At 64.0% G+C, this 12,686-nt stretch carries 14 protein-coding genes; all 14 read right to left on the bottom strand.

Annotation, left to right across the window (positions count from 1 at the left end; all coding sequences use genetic code 11):
• Positions 1 to 151: 151 nt before the first annotated feature.
• Positions 152 to 655 (bottom strand): ureidoglycolate lyase, encoded by a 504-nt coding sequence (locus NCS02_RS06585; RefSeq protein ID WP_033537260.1) that lies wholly within the window; start codon positions 653 to 655, stop codon positions 152 to 154.
• Positions 655 to 1,665, bottom strand: a complete 1,011-nt coding sequence (alc, locus tag NCS02_RS06580) for an allantoicase (protein WP_250519429.1) — start codon at positions 1,663 to 1,665, stop codon at positions 655 to 657. Before alc ends, NCS02_RS06585 begins: the two co-directional genes overlap by 1 nt.
• A gap of 43 nt (positions 1,666 to 1,708) precedes the next feature.
• Positions 1,709 to 2,233 (bottom strand): 2-oxo-4-hydroxy-4-carboxy-5-ureidoimidazoline decarboxylase, encoded by a 525-nt coding sequence (gene uraD, locus NCS02_RS06575; RefSeq protein WP_250519428.1) that lies wholly within the window; start codon positions 2,231 to 2,233, stop codon positions 1,709 to 1,711.
• The gene (gene puuE / locus NCS02_RS06570; protein WP_250519427.1) at positions 2,230 to 3,180 is read right to left on the bottom strand and encodes an allantoinase PuuE; all 951 of its coding nucleotides are present in this window, start codon (positions 3,178 to 3,180) and stop codon (positions 2,230 to 2,232) included. Before puuE ends, uraD begins: the two co-directional genes overlap by 4 nt.
• Positions 3,181 to 3,311: 131 nt before the next feature.
• The gene (locus NCS02_RS06565; RefSeq protein WP_008350020.1) at positions 3,312 to 4,049 is read right to left on the bottom strand and encodes an aspartate/glutamate racemase family protein; all 738 of its coding nucleotides are present in this window, start codon (positions 4,047 to 4,049) and stop codon (positions 3,312 to 3,314) included.
• Positions 4,050 to 4,099: 50 nt separating this feature from the next.
• Positions 4,100 to 5,587 carry an NCS1 family nucleobase:cation symporter-1 gene (locus tag NCS02_RS06560; protein WP_175979998.1) on the bottom strand — a complete coding sequence of 496 codons (1,488 nt, stop codon included), beginning with the start codon at positions 5,585 to 5,587 and terminating at the stop codon, positions 4,100 to 4,102.
• Between the two features lie 362 nt (positions 5,588 to 5,949).
• Complete coding sequence (locus NCS02_RS06555; protein ID WP_008350025.1) at positions 5,950 to 6,696, bottom strand: GntR family transcriptional regulator; 747 nt, start codon at positions 6,694 to 6,696, stop codon at positions 5,950 to 5,952.
• A 296-nt stretch (positions 6,697 to 6,992) separates the two neighbouring features.
• Positions 6,993 to 7,916: a muramoyltetrapeptide carboxypeptidase gene (ldcA, locus tag NCS02_RS06550; RefSeq protein WP_174447754.1), complete on the bottom strand. Its 924-nt coding sequence runs from the start codon at positions 7,914 to 7,916 to the stop codon at positions 6,993 to 6,995.
• The gene (gene tadA / locus NCS02_RS06545) at positions 7,910 to 8,506 is read right to left on the bottom strand and encodes a tRNA adenosine(34) deaminase TadA (RefSeq protein WP_051996672.1); all 597 of its coding nucleotides are present in this window, start codon (positions 8,504 to 8,506) and stop codon (positions 7,910 to 7,912) included. The genes ldcA and tadA overlap by 7 nt, the downstream gene beginning before the upstream one ends.
• On the bottom strand, positions 8,503 to 8,895 hold the full coding sequence (locus tag NCS02_RS06540) for a DnaJ family domain-containing protein (protein WP_033537251.1): 393 nt from the start codon (positions 8,893 to 8,895) through the stop codon (positions 8,503 to 8,505). The genes tadA and NCS02_RS06540 overlap by 4 nt, the downstream gene beginning before the upstream one ends.
• 277 nt (positions 8,896 to 9,172) lie before the next feature.
• Positions 9,173 to 9,904, bottom strand: coding sequence for an ABC transporter ATP-binding protein (locus NCS02_RS06535; protein ID WP_008350032.1), 732 nt, complete (start codon positions 9,902 to 9,904; stop codon positions 9,173 to 9,175).
• A complete protein-coding gene (locus NCS02_RS06530) occupies positions 9,901 to 10,761 on the bottom strand; it encodes an ABC transporter ATP-binding protein (RefSeq protein ID WP_250522951.1) in 861 nt (286 codons plus the stop codon). The genes NCS02_RS06535 and NCS02_RS06530 overlap by 4 nt, the downstream gene beginning before the upstream one ends.
• A gap of 1 nt (position 10,762) precedes the next feature.
• Complete coding sequence (nikC, locus tag NCS02_RS06525; RefSeq protein WP_244808029.1) at positions 10,763 to 11,674, bottom strand: nickel transporter permease; 912 nt, start codon at positions 11,672 to 11,674, stop codon at positions 10,763 to 10,765.
• 19 nt (positions 11,675 to 11,693) lie between these two features.
• On the bottom strand, positions 11,694 to 12,668 hold the full coding sequence (locus tag NCS02_RS06520; protein WP_250434613.1) for an ABC transporter permease: 975 nt from the start codon (positions 12,666 to 12,668) through the stop codon (positions 11,694 to 11,696).
• Between the last annotated feature and the right edge of the window lie 18 nt (positions 12,669 to 12,686).

Below are 12,686 nucleotides of genomic sequence, written 5' to 3'. Positions count from 1 at the left end.
TCAAGGGTAAGGGGCGGGTCTGTCCCGTTCAACGGAGATTTCGGGTGGGAAGGCGGCGATATCGGGTGGTGTGGGCGGCGCTGTGACGAAAAAAAAGACCGGAGGTGCGTTCCGGTCTTTCGTCACTGCGCGGGTGCTGCTTTCGATGCGCCTATCGCAGCGCGTCTTCGGTCAGCCAGAGCGATTCCTTCAGATCCTGCTCGTTGAGGTTGTGCCCTTCGCCGCCGCCGCGATCGACGACGATGTAATCGCTCACCTTCCCCAGCGCGAGCAGCGGGTGATGCCACACGCCTTTCGCATAGTTCACACCCTGCCAGCCGCGCGTGACGAAGGCGCGGATCTTCGATTCGTCGAGATCGCCCGCGGGCGCGACGACGACGAGATACGGCCGGTCATCGAGCGGAATGAACGCCTGGCTGCCGAGCGGATGACGCTCCATCATCTTGCATTCGAACGGCAGCGTGCGCGGCTGGCCGCGAAACAGATTGACGATCGCGTGGCCGCCGCCGTCCGTCACGTCGACGTTGCACAGATCGTGGAAGCGGATCGTGGTGCCGAGGTTGATTGGAATCTGCTTGGCGCCATCGAGTTCGATGACATCGCCATAAGGCTTGAACGCTGCGCGCGTCAACGGTTCGATAGCGAGTTTCTTCATCATGCAAGGGTTCCGAGGAGACGAAGACGCGACACGCCGCCGTCAGGAAAAATATTGAAGCGCACGTGCGTCACCGGGCCGAGCGCGGCGAGTTCGGACTCGAAAAAATGCTGCTTGTCCATCTGCAGTTTCTGTTCGCCAAGCAGCACCGGCCAGAACATCGCCTGCGTGACGAGCGAGCTGTCCGTGCCGCCCTTCACGTATGCCGCCTGAAGCGAGCAGCGGTCGGGGAAATTGCCCTTGAAGTGCGCGGTATCCACTTCGACCTTCTTGATGATGCCCGGCTGCGCCAGCGCGACGATACACCAGTCGTTGCCCGGCTCGCGACGCCGGCGCGTTTCCCAGCCGTCGCCCATGTTCACGCCGCGGCCCGGCATCAGCAAGGTCGAGGCGAGACCGAAGTGCTGATTGTTCGTGCCGACCATGTACGCGCCGTTTTCCATCGCGGCGAGATCGACGAGCGCATGCTTGTCCGCGTTGCTCCAGTCGAGTTGCGGCTGGCCATAGACCCGCAGACGCGCGATGCCGCCATCCGGATAGATGTTCACGCGCAGATGCGTGAACGGCTGCTGGACCTCGACTTCGAGATAGTGATGGCTGTTGCCCTGCAGCGTCGTCGACGGGACGATTTCCGTCCATTGCGTCGACTGATTCGGTGCGCCGTCGGCGACATGCGCCCCTTCGATCGACGCCGCCGGCGGGAAGTTGCCGGTGAAGTGGCTCGTGTCGACATCGATGCCCTTGATGACGCCCGGACGCGCGAGCTTGACGATGCACCAGTCATAGCCCGTCGTGCGCTTGCGGCGCGTTTCCCAGCCGTCCATCCACTTGCCGTGATCGTCGTACTTGCCGGGAATGAACACCGCCGGCTCGGGATTCAGCATGCGTTCCTTCGGCGCGAAGAAATCGTCGCTCGCCTCGAGTGCCTGCGCGCCCAGACGCGGGTCCGCCAGGTTCACATAGCGGCGCGTGAAGTCGGGCGCATTGGGATCGAGTGTCGGGATTGCCATTTGTTTCTGTCCTTCTTTTCGTTCGTTTACGGTTGTTTGCGGATTACGCCGCTTGAATCAGGTCGTTCAACCTGAAGCCCGCGATCCGGTAAATCTGGTCGAGACTCGTGCGCAATTCTTCGGCGCGGTCGTGATTCACGCGCGCTTCGAAGTTCGCGATGATGCCGTGACGGTCATAGCCGCGCACCGCGAAAATGAACGGAAACCCGAATTTCTCGCGATACTGCGCGTTCAGCGACTGAAGCCTGTCGAACTCTTCCTGCGTGCACAGATTCAGGCCCGCGCCGCTTTGTTCGCGCGTCGATTCGGCGGTCAGCTCGCCGCGCACCGCCGCTTTGCCCGCGAGCTCCGGGTGCGCGTTGATGAGCGCGAGCTGCCTGTCTTCGCCGGCCTCTTCGACGATCTGCGACATCGCGCGATGCAGCGCGTCGATGTCCTTGAACGGGCGCTGTTGCGCCGCTCTTTCCGGCACCCACGGCGAGTGCTCGAAAATGCCCGCGAGCACCGTCACGAACGTGTCGGCGGGCATGGTGTTGAGTTGGTCGAGTGTGTAGTGCATCGCCTTCATGCCGCCGTCCCGTTGTTAGCTTTTTCGAAAGGATGTTGCTCGCGCCAGTGACGCGCGATGTCGACACGCCGCGTAACCCACACGCGATCATGCTTCTCGATGTGATCGAGGAATTTCTGCAGGCCACGAAAGCGCCCCGGCCGGCCGAGCAAGCGGCAGTGCATGCCGATGGACAGCATCTTCGGCGCTTCGTCGCCTTCTTCGTAGAGCACGTCGAACGCGTCTTTCAGGTACGTGAAGAAGTGATCGCCCGTGTTGAAGCCTTGCGGCGTCGCGAAGCGCATGTCGTTGGTGTCGAGCGTGTACGGCACGATCAGATGCGGCTTCTTCTCGCCGCCCGTCACTTCGACTTCGGTCCAGAACGGCAGGTCGTCGCCGTAATAGTCCGAGTCGTAGAGGAAACCGCCGTATTCCGCGACCAGCCGATGCGTATTCGGGCTATCGCGTCCGGTGTACCAGCCGAGCGGCCGCACGCCCGTCACGCGCTCGATCGCTTCCATGCCGAGGCGCATGTGTTCGGCTTCCTTCTCCGGCGACATGTCCTGATAGTGAATCCACCGATAGCCGTGACACGCGATTTCATGCCCCAGTTCGACGAACGCCTTCGCCACTTCGGGATGCCGCTCGATCGCCATGCCGACGCCGAAGATCGTCAGCGGCATGCCGCGCTTCTCGAACTCGCGCAGGATGCGCCACACGCCCGCGCGCGAACCGTATTCGTAGATCGACTCCATGCTCATGTGACGCGACGGATACGCCGCCGCGCCCACGATCTCCGACAGGAACTGCTCGGAGCCCGGATCGCCGTGCAGCACGCAATTCTCGCCGCCTTCTTCGTAATTGAGCACGAATTGCACGGCGACGCGCGCCCGTCCCGGCCAGTTCGTCTGCACCGGGTGGCGGCCGTAGCCGATCAAATCGCGTGGGTAGTTCGGATCGAGTGACATGGCTGGCGTTCTGCTCAAGCGTTGAAAAAACGGGATTGTCGACGATTCAGTGTAGCTAAAAGACCCGGATGCGCCCATACATCAGGGCGCATAATCCGGGTCACGTCATCGGTATGTGTCCGGCGAAAAGGCTATCGGCGCGGGCTGAAATCCGACAGCACGCCGTCGTACCGTTTCGCGAGCGGGCGCGCGTAGTCGCCGCGTTTCGCCGTGTGCAGCTTCAGGGCGATGAGCGCCTCCGCCCATTTCACCGCGGCCGTCACGCCCTCAACCACCGGCGCGCCGATCGCGTCCTCCACTTCGCGGCAGAACTCCGCCATGCCCGCGCAGCCGAGCACGATGGCGTCCGAGCCGTCTTCGTCGAGCGCGCGCCTGCATTCGTCGATGATCGTCCGACGCGCCGGCGACCCCGGCACATCCAGTTCGAGCACGGGGACGTCTGTCGCGCGGACGTTCTTGCAGAAGCGCTCCATGCCGTAGCGCTCCGCCAGATGCCAAGCCATGCCGACGGTACGCTGCAACGTCGTGACGACGGAAAATCCCGGCGCGATGACGCTCGCCGCATGCATCGCCGCCTCCGCGATGCCGATCACCGGGCCGCGCGCCAGTTCGCGCGCGGCGTAAAGGGCCGGATCGCCGAAGCACGCGATCACATAGCCGTCGAAGCCCTGCTTTTCGCCCGCTTCCACTTCGGCGAGCAGACCGAGCGACGCGACCGCCTCGTCGTAATAGCCTTCGATGGACGGCGGGCCCATCGTCGGGCTGACGGCGACGATCTCCGTGCCGGGCGCGGCGACCTCGCGGGCGCAGCGGCCCATCGAGTCGGTCATGCGCTGCGTCGTGTTCGGGTTGATCAGTTTGATGCGCATTGCTGTCTCCACACTGCCTTTGGAAATTCTCTCAGGTTCCAGCTATCGTTTTAGACTCCGCGCTTGCGATCCGCGAGGAAGTAATAGAACACCGCGCCGAGTCCCGCACCGATGAACCACGAGAAGTTCGCAGCGGCTTCGAGCGCCGGCACCATCACGCAGAGCGTCGCGAGCACGGCGGCCGGCACGAGCGCCATCACCGCGCGGCGGTTCACGCCCTTCGTGTACCAGTACTTGCCCTGTTCCGACACCGTGTAGAGATCGTCGACCACCAGCTTGCCGCGTTTCACGAGATAGAAGTCGAGGATCAGCACGCCATACAGCGGTCCGATGAAGCTGCCGAGAATATCCAGCGTGTAGTGGATCACGGCCGGGTTGTTGAACAGGTTCCACGGCGTGATGAAGATCGACGCGACCGCCGCCATCATGCCGCCCATGCGCCAGCTGATGAGCTTCGGCGCGACGTTCGAGAAGTCGAAGGCCGGCGACACGAAGTTCGCGACGATGTTGATGCCGATGGTCGCGATCGTGAAGGTCAGCGCGCCGAGAATCACAGCAGACGGATGGTCGATGCGGCCGACGGTTTCCACCGGATCCGTGATGAGCTGGCCGAAGACCGGCAGCGTCGCCGCAGTCGTGATGACGGTCACGACCGAGAACGCCAGGAAGTTGACCGGCAGGCCCCAGAAGTTGCCGCGCTTCACGCTGCGAAAGCTCTTGCCGTAGCGCGAGAAGTCGCCGAAGTTGAGCATCGGGCCGGAGAAGTACGAAACGACGAGCGCGATCGCGGTGATCATCACGGGAATCACTTCCGTGCCGTGATACTTCACCCCGCCGAGGTTCAGGCCGATATTGTCGATGCCCGCGCGCCACACCATATAGCCGGCGAGAATGAACATCACGACGTAGACGGCGGGACCGGCGAAGTCGATGAACTTCTTGATCATCTCCATGCCGCGCCAGAACACGACGGCCTGCAGCACCCAAAGCAGCATGAAGCCCGCCCAGCCGAGCGCCGAAAGCCCGACGAAGCCGTACTTGTGGACGTCGGCATAAGGCATCAGCGACGGCACGAACTTCAGCACGACGATGACGAGCGCGCTCGACGCCAGATATGTCTGAATGCCGTACCACGCCACCGCAATGAGCCCGCGGATCACGGCCGGAATGTTCGCGCCGAGCACGCCGAACGTGGCGCGGCACGCGACGGGATACGGCACGCCCGCCACCTGGCTCGGTTTGGCGATCAGATTGCACAGCACGTTCACGAGCCCAATGCCGATTAGCAGCGACACCAGCACCTGCCAGCTCGTCAGGCCGAGCGCGAAGAGACTTCCGGCGAACACATAACCGCCGACGCTGTGCACGTCCGACATCCAGAACGCGAAGATGTTGTACGCGCCCCAGGTCTGATTCTTGAGCGGGGCGAGGTCCTCGTTGTAAAGCCGGTCGCTGTAACCGGCGGGCAGATGTTGCTCTTCATACTCGTTGTCGAGCGGCGGCAGGGTTGAGCTGCCGGATGCACTGAACTGGGCCATGACGTCTCCTTCATTGGCTGCTTGCGTGATGAGAAAACTGCAAATGCTCGGGGTTCAAGCTTCGATCGGATGCCTTCGCTGACGTGTCGGATGTCTCCATCCCGCGCGGCATTCTTCGGATTTGCGTTTTCGCCTTCGGGCATGAGGCCGAGAGCGCGAGGCATCGGCCCGGCACGCCCGCCCTGCGGCGGCTTTCATTTCACGCTCACACGAGCGTCCTGTTCGGTGCGATACACGCTACGGATTTTCAAAGCGTGCGACTCTCCACGCGCCTTCGCGCGAAGCGCGAGGCACGGTCTCCAGTTATTTAGTCCTGCCTGATTCAGCCGATGGCAGATAGTCCGATCTGCCGTCTGTCTGCCTTACATATCGAGCGCTCGTTCGCGCTCGGCGGGCTTCATGAACACTTCCTTCAGATCGACCGCGCCGCGTGCCGGCCGCTCCAGCATCTTCAGTTCGACGTCGCGCAGATGTTGCGCCATCAACACGCCGGCTTTCGCTGCATCGCCTGCATCGAGCGCGGCGAGAATCGCTTCGTGATCTTCGAACGAGCACGAACTCTTGCCGAGCGATTCATACAGCGCCGAGATCAGCGTCGAACGCGCGACGAGTCCCGACAGGCATTCGCACAGCACCGTGTTGCCGGTAAGCGCCGCGAGTTCGGTGTGAAACTCGCCGGAAAGCCGGATCCACGACGAAAAATCGTGGCTTTCGAAAGCGCGGCGCTCTTTTCCGATCGTCGCGCTGATCGACTTCAGCCGACGCACGCCGTGCCCTTGCGCAATTCGGTCCACCACGGCCAATTCGATGATGCGGCGCATTTCGAACACTTCATGCACTTCCTGCAACGACGGACTCGCGACGAACGCCCCGCGATTCGGCTCCAGATCGACGAGCCGTTCGTTCGACAGTTGCGCGAGCGCCTGGCGGACGGTGCCGCGCTTCACGGCGAACACCTCGCATAACTGCGCTTCGGTCAGCTTCGCGCCCGGCGCCAGCCGATGCTCGAGGATCGCGGCGCGGATGTTCTCGGCGATCGACTCGGCGTTCGCCCCGTTGGGAGCGGAATCTGCAGCGTTCGGTGCAGCACTGCGCTTGGTGTCGGACATGATGTGCTCGCTTGCATGTTAAGCATCTTAGAATCGACATAAAGATTGTCAACAATTCATTTTTAAAATTATCGGTTACCGCGCGTTTTTCGAGTACCGCGTTTTACTGAGGCCCAATATCGGCGGGCATCGCAGCAGATTCCACAAGTTTTTGTCAGCATTGTCGCCTCTTTTTTGTCGACAATTCTAGCGCCGACGTGGTGCACGCAGTTGTCGCGGACGGTGCATGAACCGACCGTTAGTTGCAGGGACGAGCTAAAAATAAGGCGCTCGCTTGAGCGCCTTGCCACGCGGACTCAAGCCAGATGAGGGTAATCGGAAAGTTTCAGCGTGAAGCCCCGCTCGCTCGCGATAAGGTGCGCCGCCGCACCGAAAGGCAGCGTCAGCAGATTTTCGACGTGTCCGAACTGCAATCCTGTCACCACCGGAATGCCCGTCACCGACCTCACCTGCTCGATCATCGCGTCGAGCGAATAGCCGTTGTCGTAGTCCGACAGACGGCCGCCGGAGAACTCCCCCATCACGATCGCCTGCTGCCGACCGAGCACGCCCGCCTGATATAGCTGATAAATCATCCGCTCGATGCGAAACGGATGCTCGTTGACATCCTCGATGTACAGGATTCCGCCCTCGACCGGCGGCAGATACGGCGTGCCGACGAGCGACGCCAGAATCGCGAGATTGCCGCCCCACAGCATGCCGGTCGCGTCGACGGTCTGTTGCTGCGGCGTATGGCTCGTGATGGTGAAACTCGGTCGCGAGATCGCGTTCCAGAAGTGCTGCATCGTGAACGAACTGACCTGCTCGGCGCCGAAATCGCCCGCGAACATCGGTCCGCCGAAGCTTTTCACACCGGCGTGCGCGAACAGCGCGCATTGAATCGCGGTGAAATCGCTGTGGCCGACGATCGCCACCGGCTGATCCGCGAGCCTGCGCAGCCCGGTGTAGTCGAGGCCGTGCAGGATGCGCGACGCGCCGTATCCGCCCCGCACCGCAAGTACGATGTCAGGTAACGGACGCGATGCATCCGCAAGACGATTGAGATCGGCGGCGCGTTCCGCATCGGTGCCGCCGAAGCGCTGGAAGCGTCGGCGCGTCGCGTCGACGTTTTCGAGCCGATGCCCTTCCCTGCGCAACCGTCCGATGCCGCGCTCGACGGCCGCCGGATCGTGTGGATAGCCAGAGGGCGCAACGAGGTCGATGGTGCGTGATTTCACGATGTTGTTATTCGATCAGATGAATCGGCGGCGGGTTGCCCGGCTTCGCGCGCGCGGCGCGCATCGCGTTCGTCGCGCGCGAGGCGGCGGCGCTCGGCGAAAAAATTCTTGAGCGCATGCCCGCATTCATCCGCGAGCACGCCGCCCGTCACGGTGGTGTGGTGATTGAGCTGCGCATTCGCGAACATGTCGACGACACTGCCGCACGCGCCCGTTTTCGGGTCCGTGGCGCCGTAGACGACGCGCGAGATGCGCGCGTGCATGATCGCGCCCGCGCACATCAGGCAAGGCTCGAGCGTCACGTAGAGCTCGCAGCCCGGCAAGCGGTAGTTCTGGAGCGATTGGGCGGCGGCGCGCAGCGCGGCCATCTCGGCATGCGCGGACGGATCGTGTCCGCGAATCGGATGATTGAAGCCGGTGGCGATGACATCGTCGCCGAGCACGATGACCGCGCCGACGGGCACTTCGCCGGCGCGACGGGCTTCGTCGGCGGCGCGTTGCGCGAGCGCCATGAAGCGGCGATCGCGTTCGCTGGCAGGATCGGCGATTTGAGCGCTGGGCGCGGGATCGGCCGCATCCGGCAGGCCGGTCACTTGACGTCCACCGCCACGCGCGACTGCGCGCGCTCGGACAAACGCTCCGCGATGCGCCGGCGATATTCATGCGGCACGCAGCCGCCGCCGCGCAGCGACTCGAGCGCCATGTCGAGCGCGAGCATCTTGGCTTGCAGCTGGCAACGGGCCGCGGGGTCCGTCACCTTGTCGAACTCTTCCTGAAGCCCGCGCAGCGCGCGAAGCTGTTCGACTGCCGGCGGGACGAAGCCCGCATTCTTGAGGATTCGATTGGCGACGCGCACTTCCTCGGGCACGAGGGTGTCGTCGTCGAAGTGAAGCGGTGCGCCCGCGCCCGGCAGGTTGTTGAACTCGCCACGCGCAGCGGCTTCGTTGATCCGCTGTTCGACCAAAGCATCTAGCAATTTCATCGGGGATTACGACCGGTTTTCACCCGCGAACGGGCGCGGTCTGTCACGATTTCCGTTGGTTAGCTCGAAGTCGGAAGGCAGCCGGAAAACCACGCTCGCGCGTTGTTCGGCACGTCTCGACAATCCAGCGCACATTCTATCAGCGGCGGCGGCACCGGTTTCGTCGAAGACAAGCCGGCCCGCCGCGCGTCGTCGTATACCGGGCTTATCGCCGTGCTTATGCGTCGTTCGCGCAACATCCATTGACCGCGTCATGACGATTGTGCTTGTACGACGACTACGCGTTCTGTCGTGTGTAGCCTTCAGTCGCGAGCAGAAGCCGGCGCGTGTACTCGTGCGTAACGTCGCGCGAACGCACGGCATCGACGCCCAGTTGCTCGACGATTTCGCCGTTGCGCATGACCGCGACGCGCTGGCAAAGAAAGCCGATCACGGCGAGATTGTGGCTCACGAGGATCATCGTCAGCTTGCGTTCGCGATGCAGGCGGCGCAGCAGGTTCAGGATTTCCGCCTGGACGGAGACATCGAGCGCGGAGGTCGGCTCGTCGAGCAGCAGCACGCGCGGCTCGACGATCAACGCGCGCGCGATCGACACGCGCTGGCGCTGCCCGCCCGACAACTGATGCGGATAGCGGAATCGATACGCCGGACCGAGCCCGACTTCGGCTAGCGCGGCGAGAATGCGCGTGTCTTCGTCGCCGATGCCGTTGATCGCGAGCGGCTCGCGCAAGGTCTTGTCGACGGTGAAGCGCGGATGCAGCGCGCCGTACGGGTCCTGGAACACCATCTGCACGTCGCGGCTTCCAGGGCGCGATCCGATGCTTATCCTGCCGCCCGACAGCGGCGTCAGCCCGGCGAGCGCGCGCAACAACGTCGACTTGCCGCTGCCCGATTCGCCGACGAGTCCGAAAACCTCGCCCTCTTCCACGCGCAGCGAAACGTCGCGCACGGCGTCGACGTGACCGCTCTTCGTCTTGAAGCGGATGAGCGCGCGCTCGATTTCGATCATCGCGCGATGCCTTCATCGAGCCACGCGGGGTCGCGGCGCAGCGTCGGCAACTCGTCGGGCGGATTCACGAGCGGCGGATTCGCTTCGAGCAGCCCGCGCGTGTACGGATGCGTCGCGTGAACGAGATCGCGCGCCGCGCACGTCTCGACGACGCGACCGCCGTACATCACCGCGACGCGGTCGCAGAACGACATCACGAGCGGTAAATCGTGACTGATGAACACGAGGCCGGTATCGTGGCGCGCGATCATCTCGTCGAGCACGGCAAGCACCTGCATCGATACGAGGACATCGAGCGCGCTCGTGGGTTCGTCGGCGATCAGAAGGCGCGGGCCGGCCGAGACCATCATCGCGATCATCACGCGCTGGCCCATGCCGCCGGACAGTTCGTGCGGATACGCATCCGCGACACGCTGCGGATCGCGGATGTGCACCGCTTCCAGCGCCGCGACGATGCGCTCGCGCAACGCGCGCCGGCCTTCTTTCACGCCCTGCCGCACAAAGGTTTCGCGCATCTGCTGCGCGACGGTCATCACCGGGTTCAGCGAGAACTTCGGATCCTGCAGGATCATGCTCATGCGCGTGCCGCACAGGCGGCGGCGCGCTTTCGGGCGCATCGCGAGCAGGTCCTGTCCTTCGAAACGCAGCGCCTTAGCCGACCATTTCGCCTCGGGCGGCAGCAGTCCGAGCAGCGCGCGCCCCGTCAGCGATTTTCCCGATCCCGATTCGCCGACGATGCCGAGCCGCTCGCCGCGCCGCACCGTCAGCGATACGCCGCGCACGGCGGGCATGAGCACGCCGTGATGGCTCGCGAAGGCCACGTCCAGTCCGTCGATTTCAGCCAGCGCATCGGGCATGTCAGCCTCCGTGACGCGGATCGAAGACGTCGCGCAGACCGTCGCCGAGCAGGTTGAAGGCGAGGCTCACCGCGAGGATCGCGAGGCCGGGAATCGTCGCGACCCACCACGCGTCGAGCAGCACGTTGCGGCCCGCCGCGACCATGTAACCCCATTCCGGGCTCGGCGGCTGCGCGCCCAGTCCGAGAAAGCCGAGACCGGCGACGGCGAGAATGATGCCGGCCATGTCGAGCGTCGCGCGCACGATCACCGACGACGAGCACAGCGGCACGATATACCGCAGCAGAATGCGCAGATGCGAAGCGCCTTGCAGACGCGCCACATGGATGTAATCGGCCTGCGCGAGCCGCAGCGACTCCGCGCGCGCGAGACGCGCATACGGCGGCCACGCGGTGATCGACAGCGCGATCACCGCATTGAGCACGCCCGGCCCGAGCGCGGCGGCGAACGCGAGCGCGAGCACGATCTTCGGAAATGCGAGCGCGACGTCGGTCAAGCGCATCAGCACCGTATCGACGATGCCGCCGCAATAACCCGCCACCGTGCCCATCAAAAGCCCGACCGGCACCACGAGCACGACGACGAGCATCGCGATCGCGAGCGTCAGGCGCGAGCCGTGCACGAGCCGCGAAAGGATGTCGCGGCCGAGTTGATCGGTGCCGAACCAGTGCGCCGCGCCGGGCGGCGTCAGACGTTCGGCGAGCACCTGCTGCAACGGATCCTGCGTGACGAGCATCGGCCCGAACGCCGCGACTACGATCAGCAGCAGCAGGATCGCGAGTCCGAGCATGCTCAACGGATTCGACGAGAACCGCCGCCAGCGCCGATACGCGCGCCCGAGCGCGGCTTGACGCGGCGACGCGGGCGTATCGGTCAGGAGCCACGCGCGCAAGCCCGTTCGCGGCTGTTTCATCTGCGCAAGATCCTCCATGTCAGCGCGCACGCGGATCGAACACGCGATACAGCGCGTCGGTCAACAGATTGAGCGCGATGAACGTCGCGCCGATCACGAGCGTGCTGCCGAGCACGGCGTTCATGTCGGCGTTCAACAGCGCGCCCGTCAGATACGAGCCGATGCCCGGCCACGCGAACACGATCTCCGTCAGCACCGAGCCTTCGAGCAGATAGCTGTATGCGAGCGCGATCACCGTCAGCAGCGGCACCGCGATATTGCCGAACGCGTGCCGCCAGATCACGCGGCGCTCGGGCAGCCCTTTCGCGCGCGCGGTCGTCACGTATTCCTGGCTCAGTTGTTCGAGCATGAACGAGCGCGTCATCCGCGACAGATACGCGATCGAATAGAACGCGAGCACGCTCGCCGGCAGCGCGATATGCGAGAACGCGTTCTCGAAGACATCCCATTCGCCGGCGATGAGCGAATCGATGAGCAAACTGCCCGTGCGGGTATCGACCATGCCGTCGTAAAGCGGATCGATGCGTCCCGGCCCCGACACCCAATGCAGCCGCGCGTAAAAGAGCAGCAGGCCCATCAGCGCGAGCCAGAACACCGGCACCGAGCTTCCGGCGAGCCCGATCACGCGCGCGATGTGATCGACGATGTGATTGTGCTTCACCGCCGCCGCGACGCCGAGCGGCACGCCGATCGCGATGCCGATGGAGGTCGAGAGCGTCGCGAGTTCGAGCGTCGCGGGAAAGACGCGCTTGATGTCGTCGATGACCGGATTTGCCGTCAACAGCGAAATGCCGAGATTGCCGTGCAGCACGTCGCGCGCGTAGATCAGGAATTGTTCGATGAGCGGCTTGTCGAGACCGAGCCGCAGACGCGCGGCGGCATAAGCCGTCGCGGACGCGCGATCGCCGAGAATCGCGAGCACCGGATCGATCGGAATCTTGCGGCCGATGAAAAACGTGATCGCGAGCAAGCCCGTGAACGTGATGGCGAGCATCGCGATCCAGCGCGCGAG

The sequence above is a fragment of the Caballeronia sp. NCF2 genome, from assembly GCF_023631205.1.
Taxonomy (GTDB): Bacteria; Pseudomonadota; Gammaproteobacteria; order Burkholderiales; family Burkholderiaceae; genus Caballeronia; species Caballeronia zhejiangensis.
Note: the sequence above shows the minus strand (reverse complement) of the source record. Positions and strands in the feature narration are given on the sequence as shown.